Source organism: Streptosporangium minutum, from assembly GCF_002149035.1.
GTDB lineage: Bacteria > Actinomycetota > Actinomycetes > Streptosporangiales > Streptosporangiaceae > Streptosporangium > Streptosporangium minutum.
Genome location: NZ_NGFP01000171.1, coordinates 1 through 20,118 on the forward strand (window position 1 = coordinate 1; position 20,118 = coordinate 20,118).

The 20,118-nt window shown below is 70.6% G+C and carries 17 protein-coding genes; 1 reads left to right on the plus strand and 16 read right to left on the minus strand.

Going from position 1 to position 20,118, the window contains the following annotated elements:
* Nucleotides 1-66: 66 nt before the first annotated feature.
* The 10 genes from CA984_RS29805 to CA984_RS29850 form a co-directional block, all read right to left on the minus strand.
* Complete coding sequence (locus CA984_RS29805) at nucleotides 67-1,377, minus strand: M16 family metallopeptidase (protein ID WP_086576832.1); 1,311 nt, start codon at nucleotides 1,375-1,377, stop codon at nucleotides 67-69.
* Nucleotides 1,377-3,713, minus strand: coding sequence for a polyribonucleotide nucleotidyltransferase (locus tag CA984_RS29810; RefSeq protein WP_086576833.1), 2,337 nt, complete (start codon nucleotides 3,711-3,713; stop codon nucleotides 1,377-1,379). The genes CA984_RS29805 and CA984_RS29810 overlap by 1 nt, the downstream gene beginning before the upstream one ends.
* 317 nt (nucleotides 3,714-4,030) lie before the next feature.
* Nucleotides 4,031-4,300 (minus strand): 30S ribosomal protein S15, encoded by a 270-nt coding sequence (gene rpsO, locus CA984_RS29815; protein WP_086576834.1) that lies wholly within the window; start codon nucleotides 4,298-4,300, stop codon nucleotides 4,031-4,033.
* A gap of 185 nt (nucleotides 4,301-4,485) precedes the next feature.
* The gene (locus CA984_RS29820; protein ID WP_207621095.1) at nucleotides 4,486-5,439 is read right to left on the minus strand and encodes a bifunctional riboflavin kinase/FAD synthetase; all 954 of its coding nucleotides are present in this window, start codon (nucleotides 5,437-5,439) and stop codon (nucleotides 4,486-4,488) included.
* 32 nt (nucleotides 5,440-5,471) lie between these two features.
* Nucleotides 5,472-6,509, minus strand: a complete 1,038-nt coding sequence (locus tag CA984_RS29825) for an ABC transporter ATP-binding protein (RefSeq protein ID WP_086576836.1) — start codon at nucleotides 6,507-6,509, stop codon at nucleotides 5,472-5,474.
* Nucleotides 6,496-7,542: an ABC transporter ATP-binding protein gene (locus CA984_RS29830; protein WP_086576837.1), complete on the minus strand. Its 1,047-nt coding sequence runs from the start codon at nucleotides 7,540-7,542 to the stop codon at nucleotides 6,496-6,498. Before CA984_RS29830 ends, CA984_RS29825 begins: the two co-directional genes overlap by 14 nt.
* Nucleotides 7,535-8,503 carry an ABC transporter permease gene (locus CA984_RS29835; protein WP_031163093.1) on the minus strand — a complete coding sequence of 323 codons (969 nt, stop codon included), beginning with the start codon at nucleotides 8,501-8,503 and terminating at the stop codon, nucleotides 7,535-7,537. Before CA984_RS29835 ends, CA984_RS29830 begins: the two co-directional genes overlap by 8 nt.
* Complete coding sequence (locus CA984_RS29840; RefSeq protein WP_086576838.1) at nucleotides 8,503-9,534, minus strand: ABC transporter permease; 1,032 nt, start codon at nucleotides 9,532-9,534, stop codon at nucleotides 8,503-8,505. The genes CA984_RS29835 and CA984_RS29840 overlap by 1 nt, the downstream gene beginning before the upstream one ends.
* Nucleotides 9,535-9,543: 9 nt before the next feature.
* Nucleotides 9,544-11,244: an ABC transporter substrate-binding protein gene (locus CA984_RS29845; protein WP_086576839.1), complete on the minus strand. Its 1,701-nt coding sequence runs from the start codon at nucleotides 11,242-11,244 to the stop codon at nucleotides 9,544-9,546.
* A 7-nt stretch (nucleotides 11,245-11,251) separates the two neighbouring features.
* On the minus strand, nucleotides 11,252-12,154 hold the full coding sequence (locus CA984_RS29850) for a proline iminopeptidase-family hydrolase (protein WP_086576840.1): 903 nt from the start codon (nucleotides 12,152-12,154) through the stop codon (nucleotides 11,252-11,254).
* A 133-nt stretch (nucleotides 12,155-12,287) separates the two neighbouring features.
* Between CA984_RS29850 and CA984_RS29855 the strand changes: the two genes are divergently transcribed.
* Complete coding sequence (locus CA984_RS29855; RefSeq protein ID WP_242676248.1) at nucleotides 12,288-13,100, plus strand: FadR/GntR family transcriptional regulator; 813 nt, start codon at nucleotides 12,288-12,290, stop codon at nucleotides 13,098-13,100.
* Nucleotides 13,101-13,125: 25 nt separating this feature from the next.
* On the opposite strand, the gene CA984_RS29860 is transcribed toward CA984_RS29855, so the two are convergent.
* The 6 genes from CA984_RS29860 to infB form a co-directional block, all read right to left on the minus strand.
* Nucleotides 13,126-14,523, minus strand: coding sequence for a leucyl aminopeptidase (locus tag CA984_RS29860; protein ID WP_086576841.1), 1,398 nt, complete (start codon nucleotides 14,521-14,523; stop codon nucleotides 13,126-13,128).
* A 75-nt stretch (nucleotides 14,524-14,598) separates the two neighbouring features.
* Nucleotides 14,599-15,498 carry a tRNA pseudouridine(55) synthase TruB gene (truB, locus tag CA984_RS29865; protein WP_086576842.1) on the minus strand — a complete coding sequence of 300 codons (900 nt, stop codon included), beginning with the start codon at nucleotides 15,496-15,498 and terminating at the stop codon, nucleotides 14,599-14,601.
* 94 nt (nucleotides 15,499-15,592) lie between these two features.
* Entirely contained in the window at nucleotides 15,593-16,591 is a 999-nt protein-coding gene (locus tag CA984_RS29870; RefSeq protein ID WP_086576843.1) for a DHH family phosphoesterase, read from the minus strand.
* Nucleotides 16,588-17,070 (minus strand): 30S ribosome-binding factor RbfA, encoded by a 483-nt coding sequence (gene rbfA / locus CA984_RS29875; protein ID WP_086576844.1) that lies wholly within the window; start codon nucleotides 17,068-17,070, stop codon nucleotides 16,588-16,590. Before rbfA ends, CA984_RS29870 begins: the two co-directional genes overlap by 4 nt.
* A 69-nt stretch (nucleotides 17,071-17,139) precedes the next feature.
* Complete coding sequence (locus tag CA984_RS29880) at nucleotides 17,140-17,439, minus strand: DUF503 domain-containing protein (RefSeq protein ID WP_012888847.1); 300 nt, start codon at nucleotides 17,437-17,439, stop codon at nucleotides 17,140-17,142.
* Between the two features lie 123 nt (nucleotides 17,440-17,562).
* The coding region (gene infB / locus CA984_RS29885; RefSeq protein WP_086576846.1) for a translation initiation factor IF-2 at nucleotides 17,563-20,118 on the minus strand (2,556 nt) is incomplete at its 5' end.

The following is a 20,118-nucleotide window of genomic DNA, read 5'->3' on the forward strand; positions in this document are numbered from 1 at the left end:
GCCGTCCGCTGTCCGGACAGCGGAACGGCCCCGGCGTGGACGCCGGGGCCGTTCACGACGGGACGGTCAGCCGTTGACGACCCAGCCGAAGTCCTTGTCCTCGTAGGGGCCGATGACCGCGAGGGTCATCGGGCGGTTGAGGACGTCACGGGCGACCTCGGAGATCTGCTCCGGGGTCACCGCCTCGATCCTGGCGAGGACGTCGTCGACCGAGAGTAGCTCGTCGTAGACGAGCTCGCCCTTGCCGATCCTGGACATCCTGGAACCGGTGTCCTCCAGGCCGAGCACGAGGCCGCCGCGCATCTGGCCCTTGCCGCGGACGATCTCCTCCTCGGTGATGCCGTCGGCGACCACCCGGAGGACCTCCTCACGGCAGATCTTCAGCACTTCGTCGATCTTCGACGGCAGGCAGCCGACGTAGATGCCGAACTGCCCGGTGTCGGCGTAGGAGGAGGTGTAGGAGTAGGCAGAGTAGGCCAGCCCCCTCTTCTCCCTGATCTCCTGGAACAGCCGCGAGGACATGCCGCCGCCCAGGGCCGCGTTGAACACCCCGAGCGCGAAGCGGCGCTCGTCGGTGCGGGTGAGACCGGTCGTGCCGAGGACCAGGTTGGCCTGCTCGGTCGGCCGGTGCACCACCCGGACTCCGGGACGCGCCTCGGCGCCGGGGCCGGAGACGCGCGGGGCGATCGGCGAGGCGTCCCCGCCGAGGGCTCCGGCCCGCTCGTAGGCCGCGGCGACGAGCGCCACGACCTGCTCGTGGGTGACGTTGCCCGCCACCGACACCACGGTGTGCGTCGGCAGGTAGTAGCGCCGGTAGTACTCCGCGATCCGGTCACGGCTGGCGGCGTTGATCGACTCGACCGTGCCGAGGATCGGCCTGCCGATGGGCGTGTCGCCGTACATCTCGGCGGAGAACTGCTCGTGCACCATGTCGGAGGGGTCGTCGTCGTGCATGGCGATCTCCTCCAGGATCACGCCACGCTCGGCCTCGACGTCCTCCGGGGTGATCAGCGAGGAGGTCACCACGTCGGCGAGCACGTCGATCGCCACCCGCAGGTCCTCGTCGAGGACCCGCGCGTAGTAGCAGGTGTACTCCTTGGCGGTGAAGGCGTTGATCTCACCGCCGATGCCCTCGATAGCCGCCGAGATCTCCAGCGCGTCCCGCGTGGGGGTGCCCTTGAACAGCAGGTGCTCAAGGAAGTGCGAGGACCCCATGTGCTCGGGGGCCTCGTCCCTCGATCCGATGCCGACCCACATGCCGACCGCGACGGAACGCACGGTCGGCATGGACTCGGTCACCACCCGGAGCCCACCGGGAAGGACAGTGCGCTGCACGACCCCGGCACCGTCCTTGCCGGGGTGCAGAGTGGTGGTCATCACGAGTTGCGGTCTTCTCCCCCACGGCTGCCGCCACCGCTGGTGCGGGTGCGGGTGCGGCGGGGCCGGTCCTCGCGGGGACGGTCGTCGCGGGGACGGTCGTCGGCGGCGGCGGGCGCGGCCGGCTCCTCCTCGGAGGCGCCGCCCTCGGCCTTGGCCGCGGCCTCCTTCTCGATGACCTCGACGGGGACCAGGGAGAGCTTGCCGCGCGAGTCGATCTCGGCGATCTCCACCTGGACCTTCTCGCCGACGTTCATGACGTCCTCGACGTTCTCGATGCGCTTGCCGCCGTGCAGCTTGCGGATCTGGGAGACGTGCAGGAGGCCGTCCTTGCCCGGCATGAGGGAGATGAAGGCGCCGAAGGCGGCGATCTTGACGACCGTGCCCAGGTAGCGCTCTCCGACCTCCGGCATGTGCGGGTTCGCGATGGCGTTGATCGCCGACCGGGCCGCCTCCGCGGACGGGCCGTCGGTCGCGCCGATGTAGATGGTTCCGTCGTCCTCGATCGTGATCTCGGCGCCGGTGTCGTCCTGGATCTGGTTGATCATCTTGCCCTTCGGGCCGATGACCTCTCCGATCTTGTCGACCGGGACCTTGATCGTGATGATGCGCGGGGCCGTCGCGTTCATCTCCGCCGGGGAGTCGATGGCCTCCTGCATCACGTCGATGATGGCCAGGCGGGCGCCCTTGGCCTGCTTCAGCGCGGCGGCCAGGACCGAGGCGGGGATGCCGTCAAGCTTGGTGTCGAGCTGGAGCGCGGTGATGACGTCCTTGGTGCCGGCGACCTTGAAGTCCATGTCGCCCATGGCGTCTTCGGCGCCGAGGATGTCGGTCAGCGTGACGTACTGGTCGCCCTCGTTGATCAGGCCCATCGCGATGCCCGCGACGATGCCCTTGAGGGGGACGCCCGCGTCGAGCAGCGCCATGGTCGAGGCGCAGACCGAGCCCATGGAGGTCGAGCCGTTGGAGCCCAGCGCCTCGGAGACCTGGCGGATCGCGTAGGGGAACTCCTCGCGGGCCGGCAGGACCGGGACGAGCGCCCGCTCGGCGAGCGCGCCGTGGCCGATCTCGCGGCGCTTGGGCGAGCCCACGCGGCCGGTCTCACCGGTGGAGTAGGGCGGGAAGTTGTAGTTGTGCATGTAGCGCTTGGTGCGCTCCGGGTTGAGCGTGTCGATCATCTGCTCCATGCGGAGCATGTTGAGCGTGGTGATGCCCAGGATCTGGGTCTCGCCCCGCTCGAACAGGGCCGAGCCGTGCACGCGGGGCACGACGTGGACCTCGGCGTTGAGCTGCCGGATGTCCTTGACGCCGCGGCCGTCGATGCGGACGCCCTCGGAGATGACCCGCTCGCGCATGAGCTTCTTGGTCAGCGAGCGGAACGCGGCGCTGATCTCCTTCTCACGGCCCTCGAACTCGGAGCCGACCTTCTCCAGGGCCAGAGCCTTGACGCGGTCGAGCTCGGTCTCGCGCTCCTGCTTGCCGGCGATGGTCAGCGCCGCGGCGAGCTCGCTCTTGACCGCGCCGGTCACGGCCTCCAGGACGTCGTCCTGGTAGTCGAGGAACAGCGGGTACTCGGCGGTGGCCTTGGCCGCGACCTTCGCGATCTTGGACTGCGCCTCGCACAGGACCTTGATGAACGGCTTGGAGGCCTCCAGGCCCTGGGCCACGGTCTCCTCGGTCGGCGCCATGGCGCCGTCGGCGACGAGCTTGAGCGTGTCACGGGTGGACTCGGCCTCGACCATCATGATCGCGACGTCGCCGTCCTCCAGGACGCGGCCGGCGACCACCATGTCGAAGGTGGCGTTCGCCAGCTCCGAGTGGGTCGGGAAGGCCACCCACTGGCCCTCGATCAGCGCGACGCGGACGCCGCCGATCGGGCCGGAGAAGGGCAGCCCGGCGAGCTGGGTGGACAGGGACGCGGCGTTGATCGCGACCACGTCGTACAGGTGGTCGGGGTTGAGCGCCATGATCGTCGCGACGACCTGGATCTCGTTGCGCAGGCCCTTGACGAACGACGGGCGCAGCGGCCGGTCGATCAGCCGGCAGGTGAGGATGGCGTCCTCGGAAGGACGGCCCTCACGACGGAAGAACGAGCCGGGGATGCGGCCCGCGGCGTACATCCGCTCCTCGACGTCCACCGTGAGGGGGAAGAAGTCGAGGTTCTCCTTGGGATTCTTGGAGGCGGTGGTCGCGGAGAGGACCATCGTCTCGTCGTCCAGGTAGACGACGGAGGAACCCGCCGCCTGGCGCGCGAGCCGCCCGGTCTCGAACCGGATGGTGCGCGTTCCGAAAGAGCCGTTGTCGATGACGGCTTCACTGCTGTGGACACCCTCCACGGGGGACCTCCTTTGGTAGGTCGCCCGCGTCCACTCGGGCACGCGTTCCGTGCCTGAGTCGTCTTGTTGCCTGCTCCCCGTAGGTGCAGCGCCGGTCTTCGATCGAAGCGCCCGGTTCCGTACGGCTTACGCCATGATGACCGGGGGCCACTACCGAGGACCGGCCCTCCGACGCCGTGGGGCGCGCTTGCTGGCGGACGCGGGGCACTGTCTCGGCTGTTCAGTTTGCTCACTGGGACGGTGTCTCCGTGGCGCGACGCGCCGACACCCGTCCATATGAGATGAGGGAGCGACGCGGACGCCGCTCCCTCACAACTCTATCGGCGCAGGCCGAGCCGCTCGATGAGCGAACGGTAACGCGTGATGTCCTTGCTCTGCAGGTACTTGAGCAGACGACGACGGCGACCGACGAGCAGCAGCAGACCGCGGCGGCTGTGGTGGTCGTGCTTGTGCGTCTTCAGGTGCTCGGTGAGCTCGCTGATGCGCTTGCTCAGCAGCGCGATCTGCACCTCGGGGGAACCGGTGTCGGTCTCACCCTTGGCGTACTCACCGATGATCTGCTTCTTTGCGGCGGTGTCGAGCGACACATCTCTCCTTGCACTTCTACGGGCACGCGCGATTTTCAGTTGCCCGAGCGACCGTGCGTGCCTACAGTCGCCGTGGCGAGATCAGCGCCGGGGTTGTGACACCACCGGTTACAGAGCTGACATGCCAGATTACCATCAGCCCTCCCGCGTCCGCACATCCTCGGACCCGCCGAGCGCCCGGAAGGTCAGGAGGTCAGGCGGCGGGCCTCGTCGACGTCGGCGCGTATCTGGTCGACGAGCGCCTCGATCGAGTCGAACCTGACGTTGCCGCGGAGCCGGGGCCCGAAGTCCACGGCCATGTGGGCGCCGTAGAGGTCCAGGTCGTCGCGGTCGAGCGCGTAGGCCTCGACGGTGCGCGGCACCCCCTCGAAGGTGGGGTTGGTGCCCACCGAGATGGCGGCGGGCCAGCGCTCGCCGCCGTAGACGGCCGGCAGGTTGCCCGTCGGGATGCCCTGCAGCCAGCCGGCGTAGACGCCGTCGGCGGGGATCGCGGTGAAGTCGGGCGACTCCACGTTGGCCGTCGGGAAGCCGAGCTGGCGGCCGCGCTGGTAGCCGCGGACGACCACGCCCTCGACCCGGTGCGGACGGCCGAGCGCCGCCGCCACGGCCTCCATGTCCCCGGCGGCCAGGCGCTCGCGGATGAGGGTGGAGGAGATGGTCTCCCCGTTGCTCACCAGCGGGACCGCCTCCGCCACGAAGTCGTACTTCTCCCCGAGGGTCTGCAGGGTCTCGACGTCACCGGAGGCCTTGTGCCCGAAGCGGAAGTTCTCCCCCACCACGACCCCGCCCGCGTGCAGCCGGTCGACCAGCACCGTCTGCACGAACTCGTCCGGGCTCATCTGGGAGAACTCCAGCGTGAACGGCAGCACGCACACCGCGTCGACGCCGAGGGCGGCGAGCAGCTCCGTGCGGTGCCGGGCCGTCGTCAGCCGGGGCGGGTGCGTGCCGGGCCGCACCACCTCCTCCGGGTGCGGGTCGAAGGTCACCACGACCGAGAGCAGTCCGAGCTCGTCGGCCATCGCGACGGCACGGGCAACCATCTGCTGATGGCCGCGGTGAACCCCGTCGAAGACGCCGATCGTTATGACGGACCTGCCCCAGTCTTCGGGCACGTCGTCCAATCCGTGCCAGCCTCGCACCGCAGCCTCTTCCCCTTGTAGCGGATCGACCCCTAAAGCCTGCCATGCTCCCCGGCCATCTCTCCAATCGGGGAGCGCATTGGAAAGTGACAGGCCACCTGACGTCCGCCGACGGGGTTCAGCGCGGGACGCTCGGTACGGCAGCGCTCCTGGGCGATCGGGCAGCGCGGGTGGAAGGAGCAGCCGGTGGGCCGGTCGATCGGGCTGGGCACGTCGCCGGTCAGCACGACGCGCTCGCGGCGCGGCGCTCCGGAGCCGTCGTCGATCTCGGGGACGGCCGACAGCAGGGCGTGGGTGTAGGGGTGCCGGGGAGCCGCGTACAGGGCCTCGGCCTCGGCCACCTCGACGATCTCCCCGAGGTACATCACCGCGATCCGGTCCGACACGTGCCGCACCACGCCCAGGTCGTGCGCGATGAAGACGTAGGTGAGCCCGAGTTCCTCCTGGAGGTCGGCGAAGAGGTTGAGCACCTGCGCCTGGACCGACACGTCGAGCGCGGAGACGGGCTCGTCGGCCACCACGAGCCTGGGCGACAGGGCGATGGCCCTGGCGATGCCGATCCGCTGGCGCTGGCCGCCGGAGAACTCGTGGGGGTAGCGGTCCAGGTGGGTCCTGGCCAGGCCGACCAGGTCGAACAGCTCACCGACCCGGTTCCTGATCGCGCCGGCGTCGCCGTACCCGTGGATCCTGAGCGGCTCGGCGACGGCGTCGCCGGCCGTGCGGCGCGGGTTGAGCGAGGCGTAGGGGTCCTGGAAGACGAGTTGCAGGCCCTTGCGGACCGGGCGGAGGGCGCGGCGGGACAGGCCGGTGATGTCCTGGCCGTCGAACTCCACCCTGCCCGCCGTGACGTCGGTCAGCCGGACCAGGCAGCGGCCGAGTGTGGACTTGCCGCACCCGGACTCGCCGACCACCCCGAGGGTCTCCCCCGCTCGGACCTCCAGCGAGACCCCGTTGACGGCCTGCACGCCGCGGCCGCCGCGCGCCTTGAAGTGCTTGACCACGTCGGTGGCCCTGAGCAGGGGGCCCGTCGTCGTGTCCGTTGTGTTCACGGGTTGCTCACCGCTCCTCATCCGCCGCGCGGGCGCTCTGTCGTGCCGGGGACGCCTCCGGTCCGCTCCGGTCGCCGCGCCGGATCCGCTCCCTGCCCTCCTCGGGCAGCCAGCAGGCGTCGAGGTGGCCGGACCCGCCGGTGAGGGAGGGGACCTCCTCGCAGGCCGCGTGACGGTGGGTGCAGCGGTCGGCGAAGGGGCAGCCGCCACCCGAGGCGCCGGGGGTGCCCGGGATCGTGGGCAGCCGCCGGACGCGCGGGCCGCCCACCCGGGGCACCGAGTCGAGCAGTCCCCAAGTGTAGGGATGGCGGGGGGCGTGGAAGACGTCCCTGCGCACGCCCCGCTCGACCGCCCGCCCGCCGTACATGACCAGGACCTCGTCGGCGATCTCCGAGACCACGCCCATGTCATGGGTGATCATGACGATCGCCGAGCCGTGGTCGGTGCGCAGGCGGCGCATCAGGTCGAGGATCTGCGCCTGGGTGGTGACGTCGAGCGCGGTGGTGGGCTCGTCGGCGATCAGCAGTCCGGGGTTGCACGACAGCGCCATGGCGATGACCACGCGCTGGCGCATGCCGCCGGAGAACTCGTGCGGGTAGGAGTCCACCCGCTTGCCGGGGGCCGGGATGCCGACCTCGTCGAGCAGCCTGACCGCGCGGTCGCGGGCCTCCCTCTTGGAGATCCTCTCGTGGGCGCGGATCTGCTCGGCGATCTGCCAGCCGACCGTGTAGACGGGGGTGAGGGCGGTCATCGGGTCCTGGAAGATCATGGCGATCTCCCGGCCCCGGACGGCCCGCATCTCCCGGTCCTTCAGGGCCAGCAGGTCCCGGCCGCGGAAGACGACCTTTCCGGAGATCTCCGCGTTGGGGGTGCGGATCAGCCCGAGCACGCCGAGCATCGACACGCTCTTGCCCGAGCCCGACTCCCCCACGACGCCCAGCACCTCGCCGGGCCGCACGGAGAAGGACAGCCCGTCGACGGCGGTGAAACGGCCCCTGCCGGTGCGGAAGCTCACCCGCAGGTCGTCGACTTCGAGAATCGGTTGGTCAGGCACGGCGCACCCTCGGGTCGAGCCGGGCGTACAGGACGTCCACCACGGCGTTGGCCAGCACGACGAAGAAGGCGGCGTAGAGGACCGTGCCCATGATCACGGGCAGGTCGAGGTTCTGCAGCGCCTGGTAGGTGAGCTTGCCGACGCCCGGCAGGCCGAAGACCACCTCGGTGAGCAGCGCCGCGCCGCCGACGAGGGCGCCGAAGTCCAGGCCGAACAGCGACACGATCGGGATCAGCGAGCAGCGCAGGGCGTGCCTGATCAGGATGCGCCGTTCGGACAGGCCCTTGGCGCGGGCGGTGCGCACGTAGTCCTCGTTCAGCGCCTGGATCAGCTCGCCGCGCAGCAGCCTGGCGTAGATCCCCGCGTACAGCAGGGCCAGGGTGAGCCAGGGCAGGAGCAGGTGCAGCGCCCACTGTCCCGGGCTCTGCGAGAGCGGGACGTAGCCGAGCGGCGGGACCCAGGAGAAGACCGAGTCGTGCAGTTCCTTCTGGGTGACCAGGTTGACCACCTCGCCCAGCCAGTAGACCGGCAGCGAGACGCCGAAGACGCCGAGCAGCATGACCAGCGGGTCGACCAGCGTGCCGCGCATGGCTCCGGCGAGGGTGCCCATCGCCACGCCCAGCACCATCCAGATCACCGCGGCGCCCACGACGAGCGAAAGCGTGACCGGGACCGCGTCCATGATCTGCGGGATGACCAGCGTGCCCCGGTTCACGAACGAGGTGAGGTCGTGGCTGACGAACAGGTGCTTCATCATCATCAGGTACTGCACGGGCAGCGGCTGGTCGAAGCCGAACGAGGCGCGCACCTGCTCCAGGGTGGCCGGGTCGGCGTTCTTGCCCGCGATGCGGGCCGCCGGGTCCACGCCCGGAGTGGCGAAGAAGATCAGGAATACCAGCACGCTGATCGCGAAGAGGACGAGCACCGCGGCGCCGAAGCGCCGCAGGATGTAGCCGATCATCAGGCGCCTCCCCGCAGCCGGGCGTTCGGGTCGAGCGCGTCGCGCACGCCGTCGCCGAAGACGTTGAGCGCGACCGCGGTCAGCGCGACGAACAGTCCGGCGGCGATGGTGATCATCGGCCGGGTGTAGAGCAGGGCGAGGCCGTCGTTGATGATCGTGCCCCAGCTCGCGTCGGGCGACTGGACGCCGACCGACAGGAACGACAGCGCCGACTCGGTGAGCATGTTGAGCGCGGTCATCAGCGGCAGGAAGACCACCACCGTGGGCAGGATGTTCGGCAGCACCTCACGGCGCATGATCCGCAGGTCGCTCGCGCCCAGGCCGACGGCCGCGTGCAGGAACTCCTTGTCGCGCAGCGCCATGACCTGGCCGCGCAGCGGGCGGGCCACGTAGGGGACGTAGATCAGCGCGATGATGACGATCGGCAGCGCGAGGCTGCCCGCGTCGATGTGGACCGGCCCCAGGTGCAGGCCGCTGGTGAGCAGCACCACCGACAGGCAGATGGCCAGCAGGTAGACCGGGAAGGCCCAGATCACGTCGAAGAACCGGGAGAGCACCGCGTCGATCCAGCCGCCGAAGTAGCCGGCGACCACGCCGAGCACGGTGGCCAGCGCGCAGCAGAGCAGCGCCGAGGAGACGCCGACCAGCAGGCTGTTGCGCCCGCCGTACAGGAGCCTGGCCATGACGTCGCGGCCCTGGTTGTCCGCGCCGAGCAGGTAGTGGCCGGGGTCGCCGGTCGGGCCGATCGGGGTGACGCCCAGCCCGAGGCCCTCGGTGCTCTGCTGGAGGACCTGGACCTCCTGGCCGCCCACGACCGTGGTGCCGGAGATGTTGGAGACGAACGGGTCGGTGTGCGCGATCGAACCCGCGTAGACCGGGGCCAGCAGGCAGACGAGCGCGATGAGGAGCAGCCCGGCCCCGGCGGTCAGCGCGGAGCGGTTGCGCAGGATCCGGGTGGCGGCCTGCCGCCACGGACCGGCACCGGGCCGGACCGGGGCGGCGACGGCGGGGATGGGCTCGACCCCGCTCACCGTGCTCACCTACTTGACCCAGAGCTGGGAGACGAGCATGAAGAACTGCTTGTGGAACTGGTAGTTGCCGACCCTGCTGGAGACGAAGTCCACCTGCTTGGGGGTGAACAGCGGGATGATCGGGCTCGCCTTGGTCAGGTCGCGGTCGATCTCGCCCCACTTGGCGTTCGCGGCGTTCTTGTCGGTCCGGTCCAGCGTCATGGCCTCGGCCATCCGGGCGTCGATGTCCTTGTCGCAGTAGCCGGAGATGTTGATGCTGGAGTCGCTGCCCGCGCGGAAGGAGGCGCAGGAGAGCAGGACGTGCAGGAAGTCCGAGGCCGCGGGGTAGTCGGCGTACCACTGGGAGACGCTGACCTGGACCTTGTTCTTGTCGTTCTGGATGTAGGTGAAGTGGATGTTCGTCGAGATGACCTTGAGCTTGGCCTGGTAGCCGATCTGCTCCAGGGTGCTGCGGACGTACTCGCCGATCTGCTTGCTCACCTCGTCGTCGGAGACGACGACGGCGACCTCCTGGCCCGCGGTGCCCGACTGCTGGACGAGGTCCTTCGCCTTGGCCAGGTCCGGCTGGGGGAAGTCGCAGAAGTCGGCGTGGCCGGGGATGCCGGGCGGCAGGAGCGTGCAGGCGGGCTGGGCCACGTTGGCCCCGCCGAACATCTTCACCACGGCCTGCCGGTCGATCGCCCAGTTGAGCGCCTGGCGGGCCTCGGGCTTGTCGAACGGCGCGAGGTTGGTGTTGAGCGGCAGGTACCAGAAGGCCGACAGCTGGTTCACGTGCGCCTGGGAGGCGTACTTGGTGCCGATCTCGCTGAGCCGGTCGGCGGGCAGCGGGTCGAAGACCCAGTCGGCCTGGCCGTTCTGGACCGCGGTGACCGCGGCCTCGGCGGTGAGACCGTAGGAGTAGACGATCTCGTCCGGGTAGCCCTGCGGCTGCGCCTCGCGCGACCACTCGGTGAAGTCGGGGTTGCGGACGAGCTTGAGCTCCTTGTTGGGGTCGTAGGAGACCGCCATGTAGGGCCCGGTGCCGCCGATCGGCTTGGTGCCCTGGTCCTTGTCCGGGGTGTCCTTCGGCAGGACGGCCGCGTGCGGCAGGGCGAGCTTGAGCGGGAACTCCGAGTCCGGCTCGACCAGGTTGATCGTGACCGTGTTCTTGGCCTTGTCGGCGACCACGCCCTTGTCGAGCGTGCACTCCTTGGGCTTCTTGACGCAAGCGGCGGCGCCGACGATCCCGGCGTAGAAGGTGCCGGAGGTGGGCCCGGAGACCTTGTAGATCCGCTCGAAGGAGGCCACCACGTCGTCGGCGGTGACCTCGCCGCCGCCGGCGAACTTCACGCCCTTGCGGAGGGTGAAGGTGTAGGACCTGCCGTCCGGGCTGACCTGGGGCATGGCCTCGGCCAGGTCCGGGACCAGGTCGTAGGAGGCCTCGCCGCCGACCTTCTTGAAGGCCAGCAGGCCGTCGTACATGGCCTGGAAGATCTGCCAGTTGCCGTTGCTGTAGTTGATGTGCGGGTCGAGCGTGCCGTCGCCGGACTTGGCCTGCAGGCGGAGCGTGCCGCCCTTGTGCTGCTCCTGGAATCCCGCGGGGCTCGTCTGGGAGGAGTCGGCCGTCCCTGCGGATCCGGCGGGCGCCGCCGGGGAGGAGGCGCCGGAACAGGCGGAGACCGACAGGGCGAGCAGGGCCGCGCCCGCTGCGATCGGGAGGTTGCGCTTCATGGGGGTCCTAGTCCGTGGAGTCGAGGAATGAGCCGACCACCTGCAGGAAGAGCTCCTCTTCCTCGATGTGCGGCATGTGGCTGGAGTGCTCGAAGATCTGCCATCGGACGTCGGGGATGTGGTCCGCGAAGGGCTGCACGGTGCGAGGGGTGGCCTCGTCGTGCCGCCCGGAGACGAGCAGGGTCGGCGCGGTCACCTGGTGCAGCCGGTCGGTGACCGACCAGTCCTGCAGGGTGCCGACGACGTGGAACTCGGTCGGCCCGTTCATCGTGTGGTACACGGTCGGGTCCTCGGCGGTCTTGGCGTCGCTGGCCAGGACCTCCGGCGGATTGGGAACGATCATGCAGACGTGGCGGGCGTTGAACACCTTCTCCGCCGCGCGGTATTCGGGGCTGTCGGTGGTCCCGGCGGCCTCGTGCTCGCGGAGCGTCCGCTCGACCTCGGCCGGGAGTTCGGCGCGCAGCCGGTCGCACTCCTCGCTCCAGAGCTTCATCGAGGCGGGCGAGTCGGCGATGACCAGCCCCTTGAGGCCCTCGGGCCGCAGTACGGCGTGCTCGGCGGCGAGCATGCCGCCCCATGACTGGCCGATCAGGTGGTAGCGGCCGGCGATGCCGAGATGGGCGAGCAGGTTGTCCAGCTCGTCGAGGAAGAGCTCGACGGTCCAGAAGTCGGCGCCGCACTCGGGCAGGTGGGTGGAGAGCCCCACGCCGAGCTGGTCGTAGTGGACGACCGCCCGGTCCCGCTCGGCCAGCCGCGCCATGCGCAGCGTGTAGTCGTGGGCCGCGCCGGGGCCGCCGTGCAGTACGACGAGGGGGGCCTTGCTCGCGTTCAGGTCGCCCGTGACGCGGTACCAGGTATGCCAGTCCTTGAAGGGGGCCAGGCCCTGGGTGGTCGGTTCGGGGATCGCCACCGCAGTCCTCCATACAACAAGTGGGGCACATGCCACCAGATGAGACGAATGTCCGTGTTGTGGACATCTTATGGATTAATGGCCTGAGCACAATACCTTTTTTGGAATCGGGTAGTTGTGTAACGTTCCGGGTGTGCACCCCGACGCGACGCCCCCGACCACCGACGATCTCTCCCGCATGCTGGGTCAGGTGCTGGGCGACACCGCCCAGCCCTCCGTTCTCAGTCCCGTCAAGGTGCAGTCGGTGGCCACGGAGGTGGCAGACCGGCTGATGACCGCCGTCGCGATAGGCGACTACCTGCCCGGCGAACGCCTCCCCGGAGAGCGCGAGCTGGCCACGATCCTCGACGTGAGCCGCGCGACGGTCCGCGAGGCCATCGGCCGGCTCCAGGCGGTGGGCATCGTGGAGATCAAGCGCGGCCGGACCGGCGGCGCCTACGTCAGGACGAGCTGGACCGAGGCCACGGCCTCGGCCGTGCGCCGGACGCTCCTGCCCCGCTGGCCCGAGCTGGAGCAGCTGTTCGACCTGCGCTGCCTGGTGGAGGGGCTGGTGGCGCGGACCGCCGCGCTCCGCCGTACCGACGAGGACCTGGCGGCCATGCGCGTGGCGCTGGACGGCTACGCACAGGCCCGCACCCTGGGCCAGGAGCAGGTCGCCGACGCGGCCTTCCACGGCGCCGTGCTGGCCGCGACGGGCAACCCGAAGATCAGCGCGCTCAGCAGGGACATGCTGACGCGGGTGAGCCTCGGATTCCCCGTCGAGCCGTACGGAGAGGACAACCGGGAGGACTACCGGCGGGCGCTGATCGAACACCGGAAGATCTACGAGGCCATCGCGGCCGGCGACGCCGAGCAGGCGGGCTCGCTGGCGGAGGAGCACTTCACGCTCACCTCCGACATGATGCGCGACATGCTCGAACGCGCCCAGGAGCGGGCCGCCAGATGACCCCGCCCGGGGAGAACGGCGCCGCCTAGGAGCGGCTCTCCAGGTAGCCGATCAGCGTGCGGATCATCGCCCCCGTCGCCCCCGCCGGGCCCAGGTCGGTGGCCTTGTCCAGGTAGGCGGTCGTGGCGAAGTCCAGATGGGCCCAGGGCAGCCCGGCGGTGAACGGCCGCAGGAACAGCGCGGCGATCGTCGCGTCGGCCAGGCTGCCGCCCTCGTTCTTCGCGTCGGCCACCTCGGATTCGAGCCTGGCGGCGTACGGCTCCCAGAGCGGCAGCTCCCACATCGGCTCGCCGGCCCGCGAACCGGCCGCGATCAGCTCACCGACCAGTCCCCGGTCACTGCCGATCACCCCGGTGATGTCCTCGCCGAGGGCGTGCATCACCGAGTAGGTCAGCGTGGCCGCGTCGATCAGCACGTCCGGAGAGCCCTCCGCCAGGTAGGCGAGCGCGTCGGCCAGCACCAGGCGGCCCTCGCTGTCGGTGTCGGTCACCTCGGTGGTCCGCCCGTTGCGGTGCGTGAGAACGTCCCCTGGCCGGGTCGCGGAGCCGCTGACCATGTTCTCTGCGGCGGGCACCACCGCGGTGACCCCCACCGGCAGCCCCAGCCGGGCGGCGGCCTGGACGACCGCGAGCATGGTCGCGCCGCCCGCCATGTCGCACTTCATGGTGGACATCGCCCCGAGGCCCTTGATGGCGAGACCGCCGGAGTCGAAGGTGATGCCCTTGCCCGCCAGACCCACCGTGCCGCTCACGCCGTCACCGGGGTGGCTCACCTCGATCAGGCAGGGCGGGTTCACGCTGGCCGCGCCGACGCCGAGGATGCCGCCGAAGCCGCCCTCCCGGAGCGCGCCGGCGTCCAGCACCCGCACACCCAGCCCGCACGCCTCGGCCATCGCCCGCGCCCGCTCGGCCAGGTCCATCGGGACCAGGTCGCCGGCCGGGGTGTTGACCAGGTCGCGGGCGAACGTCACCGCGTCGGCGACGATCCCGGCCCGCTCGACCCCCCGGGGGTCCTCACCGGCCAGGATGACCAGCTCGCGGAGGGCCCGCCCGCGCGGCTCGCTCTTGTAGCCGTCGAACCGGTAGCCGCCCAGCCGTACGCCCTCGATGACCGCCTGGACGTGGGGGAAGGCGATCGCCACGGTGGGGAACTCGGCGAGCCGGGGCGCGACGCGGCCCACCGCCCGCCGTACCGCGTGCTCGTCGTCGGCGTCGCCGAGCCCGACCAGCAGGACCGCCGCGGCGCGGAAGGCGTCGCCGTCCCGGCGTGGCAGCAGCAGGTCCTGCCCGGCCCGGCCGGTGAACCTGACCTGGCCGAGCACTCCGCCCAGGCCGAGTCCGGGGTCGTGCCCCTCGCGCACCGGCAGGACGAGCAGGTCTGCGGCGATCTCGGCGGCGGGGAGGGGGGAGAGGGACACCTCCATGAGGCGACTCCTAACAGAGCTAAATGGTCCGGTTTACGAACCTTAAAGCACTGTCATGTCACATCGAACATCGGGTCAGGAGACGAACACCGCCAGCGACTTGGTGATCTTGCCGTGCTCCTCGACCAGCGCCAGCAGGGTGCCGTCCGGGCCGAACACGCCGATCGGGCCCTTGCCCAGCCCCAGCGAGGGCAGCCGCCCGCCGTGCGCCACGGCGCCCGCCTCCTCGGCGGTCACGTCGCGGCGCGGGAAGGCCGCCGCGACCGCCTCGGCCATCGGCAGGATCGTGCACTCGGCGGAGAGCTGCTCGATGGTGCGCGCCATCGACAGGTCGTAGGGCCCCACGCGGGTGCGACGCAGGTAGGTCAGGTGACCGCCGGTGCCCAGATCGGCTCCCAGGTCGCGGGCCAGCGCGCGGATGTAGGTGCCGCTGGAACAGGTCACCGAGGCGTCGACGTCGATCAGGTCGCCGTCACGGCGGATACCGGTGATCTCGAAGCCCGACACGGTCACCGGGCGCGCCTTGAGCTCGACCTCCTCCCCCGCCCTGGCCCGCTTGTAGGCACGCTCACCGTTCACCTTGATGGCGCTGACCTGCGGCGGGATCTGCATGATCTGGCCGGTCAGGGTGGCGACGCCCTTCCTGATCGCCTCCTCGGCGACCCCGGCCGCCGAGGAGGCAGAGATGATCTCACCCTCGGCGTCGTCGGTGTTGGTGGACTGCCCGAGCCGGATCGTGGCGTCGTAGCCCTTCTCGGTGAGCGCGAGATGCCCCAGGAGGCGGGTGGCCTTCTCCACGCCGACCACCAGCACCCCGGTGGCCATCGGGTCCAGCGTGCCCGCGTGACCCACCCTGCGGGTGCCCGCGATGCCGCGGAGCTTGCCGACGACGTCGTGCGAGGTCCACTCGGCGGGCTTGTCGACGATGATCAGCCCGCTCGGCGGCGGGGTGCGCTTGGCGCGAGCCGTGCTCATTCGGACAGTCCTTTGCGAGAGGGCGCGGAGATTACGGGACGCCTGCGAGAGGGCGCGGAGATTACCGGACCGCGCCGCAAGCGGGCGCCGAAGACTACAGGAGTGCGCGGAGGCTCGCCATCGTCTGCTCGACGGGCAGATGGGAGGTGAAGCCCGCCGCCTTGGTGTGCCCGCCGCCGCCCAGCGCGGTGGCGACGCGGGAGACGTCCACCGCGCCCTTGGAGCGGGTGGAGACCTGCCAGGCGCCGTCGTCGTCCTCCTTGAGGATCACGGCCATGTCCGCCTCGTCGGTGCGCCGGATCACGTCGATGATCCCCTCCACCTCGTCGTACGGCAGGCCGTACGCGACCCGGTCGGCCCGGGTGACGAACGTCCAGACCAGCCCCTCGCCCACCTCCGGTTCCAGCGTCACCCGGTCCAGGACGGCGCCGAGCACCCTGAGATAGCCGAACGGGGAGCGGTCCCACAGCTCCCGGGCGATCTCCTCCGGGTTCAGCCCGGTGGCGACCAGCCTCGCGGCCATGAGATGCACCCCGGAAGTGGTGGAGGAGTGCCGGAACGAGCCGGTGTCGGTGACCAGCCCGGCGTACAGGCAGGTCGCGATGGCCCGGTCGAGCGGCAGGCCGAGCCGGCGGAGCAGCTCCTCGGCGAGCACCGCGGTGGCCGCGGCGGCCGGGTCGACGAGGTTGAGCGTGCCGAACCCTGTGTTGGACGGGTGATGGTCCACCACGATCAGCTCGCGGGCCTTGACCGCGTTCTCAGCGAGAATCCCGAGCCGGTCGACGATGGGGACGTCGAAAGTGATCATCAGCTCGGGCACGGCCGGGTAGTCCCCTGGCTCGGTCAGGAGCTCCTGCCCGGGCAGGAAACGCAGCAGCCGGGGCACTCTGAACCGGCGCTCCCCGAAGGAGGCCGTGACCCGCTTGCCCGCCGCGCGCAGGGCCAGGCCGAGGGCCAGCATCGAGCCGAGCGCGTCACCGTCCGGCGAGATGTGGCAGGCCAGCGCGATCTCGTCGGCGGACGAGATCAGGCCGACGGCCCGGTCCCAGTCACGGACCGGGACCGGGCCATCGCCACGCAGGTCGGGTGTCACTTCGCGCGGTGTCCCGCGCGCTCTGACGGTTCTTCGTCGCTCTCGTCGAGTTCGCCGTCGTCCTCGTCGGGCTTGCGGTACGGGTCCGCGTCTCCGGCGTGCTGAGCGCCCTCGGCGCGCTTGGCGATCTCGGCGTCCCTGGCCTTCGCCTCGGCGAGCAGCCCGTCGAGGTGGCGGGCGCTGTCAGGGAGCGGGTCGTGGGTGAACGTCAGCGTCGGGGTGTGGCGCAGGCCCGTCTGACGGCCCACCTCCGAGCGGATCAGTCCCTTGGCGCTCTCCAGCGCCGCGGCGGAGTCGGCCCGCTCCGCCTCCGAGCCGAACACGGTGTAGAACACCGTGGCCTCGCTCAGGTCGTTGGTGATCCGCGTGTCCGTCACGGTCACGAAACCCAGCCTCGGATCCTTGATGCGGCGCTCCAGCATCTCGGCCACGACCTGCTGGATCCGATCGGCGATCTTACGTGCGCGCGCGGCGTCCATATTCGCTCCCCCCTTCTCACAGTAACGACCGGACACGAAGGGCGGCTCCGCGACCGGTCGTCTCTGTAACTAGTCCTCGTCCTCGTTGTAGAGCCGATGCCGGGCGGACAGCAGCTCGATCTCCGGGTGGAAGGCGATCAGGCGCTCGCAGTCGTCCAGCACCGCGCCGCAGTTGGCGGCGGTGGCGGAGACGACCGCGATCCCGATCTCGGTACGGCGGTGCAGGTCCAGATGGCCGGTCTCGGCGACGGCCACACCCGGGAACCGTCGTTGCACCTCGGCGATGATGGGACGCACCACGGAGCGCTTCTGCTTCAGCGAGTGAACGTCGCCGAGCAGGATGTCCATTGTCAGGGCACCTACATACATATTGAGTCACTCGCCACGGATGTCGCCGTGCGCCGGCGGCGCCGGGGCCACCCCCGGCCGGAGAACCCACCCGTGGGGTGAGCGTCTCCGGCCGGCGAGCGGCCCCGGCACCGGACCAGAGCATCAGACGCGCGGCTTCTCCCGCATCTCGAACGTCTCGATGACGTCGTCGATCTTGATGTCGTTGTAGCCGACACCGATACCGCACTCGTAACCGTCACGGACCTCGGTCGCGTCCTCCTTGAAGCGACGCAGCGAGGACACGGTGAGGTTGTCGGAGATGACGACACCACCACGGATGATGCGGGCCTTGCTGTTGCGGACGATCGTGCCCGAACGGACCAGCGCACCGGCGATGTTGCCGATCTTCGGCACCTTGAAGACCTCGCGGACTTCGGCCGTGCCCATCTGGACCTCTTCGAACTCCGGCTTGAGCATGCCCTTGAGGGCCGCCTCGATCTCCTCGATCGCCTGGTAGATGACCGAGTAGTAGCGGATGTCGACGCCCTCGCGCTCGGCCAGGTCGCGCGCCCGGACTTCGGGGCGCACGTTGAAACCGATGATGACGGCGTTGTCGTCGGCGACAGCCAGGTTGACGTCGTACTCGGTGATCGCACCGACGGCACGGTGGAGCACCCGCAGGCGCACCTCCTCGCCGACGTCGATCTTGAGCAGCGCGTCCTCGAGGGCCTCGACCGAACCGGAGACGTCACCCTTGATGATGAGCTTGAGCTCGTCGACCTGGCCCTTCTCCATCTCGCTGAAGAGCTCTTCGAGGGTGCGGCGACGGCCGGACTTGGCCATGTCCGCGATGCGCTTGCGGGCCGCACGCTGCTGGGCGATCTGGCGCGCCATCCGGTCGTCGGTGACGACGATGAAGTTGTCACCGGCACCCGGCACCGCGGTCAGACCGAGGACCAGCACCGGACGCGACGGGTCGGCTTCCTGAATCGCCTCGCCGTTGTCGTCCAGCATCGCCCGGACGCGGCCGAAGGCCTCGCCACAGACGATCGAGTCGCCGACACGGAGCGTGCCGCGCTGGACCAGCACGGTCGCGACCGGGCCGCGGCCCTTGTCGAGGTGCGCCTCGATGGCGACGCCCTGGGCGTCCATCGTGGCGTTGGCCCGCAGGTCGAGCTCGGCGTCCGCGGTGAGCAGGATGGCCTCGAGCAGGTTCTCGATGCCGATCCCGTTCTTGGCGGAGATGTCGACGAACATCGTGGTGCCGCCGTACTCCTCGGCGACGAGGCCGTACTCGGTGAGCTGGGCACGGACCTTGCCCGGGTCTGCGCCCTCCTTGTCGACCTTGTTGACCGCGACCACGATCGGCACGTCGGCCGCCTGGGCGTGGTTCAGCGCCTCGATCGTCTGCGGCTTCACACCGTCGTCGGCCGCGACCACCAGGACGGCGATGTCGGTGACCTTGGCGCCACGGGCACGCATGGCGGTGAACGCCTCGTGACCCGGGGTGTCGATGAAGGTGATCTTCCGGTCTTCGCCCTCGTGCTCGGTGGCGATCTGGTAGGCACCGATGTGCTGGGTGATGCCACCGGCCTCGCGCGCCACCTCGTTGGTGTTCCGGATGGCGTCGAGCAGCTTGGTCTTACCGTGGTCGACGTGACCCATGACGGTCACCACCGGCGGACGCGCGACGAGGTCGGACTCGTCGCCCTCGTCCTCGCCGAACTCGATGTCGAAGGTCTCCAGGAGCTCGCGGTCCTCCTCCTCCGGGCTGACCACAAGCAGGTTGTAGTCGAGCTCGGCGGCCAGAAGCTGGAGCGTCTCCTCGTTGACCGACTGCGTGGCGGTCACCATCTCGCCGAGGTGCAGCATGATCTGCACCAGGGACGCCGGGATCGCGCCGATCTTGTCGGCGAAGTCCGCCAGGGAGGCGCCGCGCGACAGACGGATCGTCTGACCGTTGCCGCGAGGAGCCTGCACGCCGCCGATCGCCGGGGCCTGCATGTTGTCGAACTCTTGACGCCGCTGGCGCTTGGACTTGCGACCGCGGGTCGGGCGTCCGCCCGGACGGCCGAAGGCGCCCGCCGTACCGCCGCCGCGGCCACGGCCGCCACCACCGGGACGACCGGCGAAACCGCCGCCGCCACCGGGACCACCGGTTCCGGTACCGGGACGGCCCGCGCCGCCACCGCCACCGGGACGACCGGCGAAACCGCCACCGCCACCGGGACGACCGCCACCGCCACCGGGACGGCCTGCGCCGCCACCGGGACGGCCCGCGCCGCCACCCTGGCCGGGACGGCCCGCGCCGCCGCCGGGACCGGCGGGACGGCCCTGGGGCATCATCATCGGGCTGGGACGGGGACCGCCGGGACGCGGACCACCGGCACCGGCGCCACCGCCGGGACGGGGACCACCCGCGCCGGGACCCGGACGCGGACCGGCCGCACCGGGCGGACCGGAGCGGGCCGCGGGCGGACGGGGACCGGCGTTGTCACGCTGCCCCTGCTCGCGGGGACCGCGGTCCTCACGGGGACCGGGACGCGGGCCCCTGTCACCGGGGCCGCCTTCACGGCCGCCGGGACCGCCGGGACGCGGCGGACGGGCCTGGCCCATGCCGCTGGCGTTCGACGAGAACGGGTTGTTCCCGGGACGCGGCCCACGCGGACCCGGACGGGGACCCGGCTTGGGACCGGGGGCGCCGGGAGCGCCGGCACC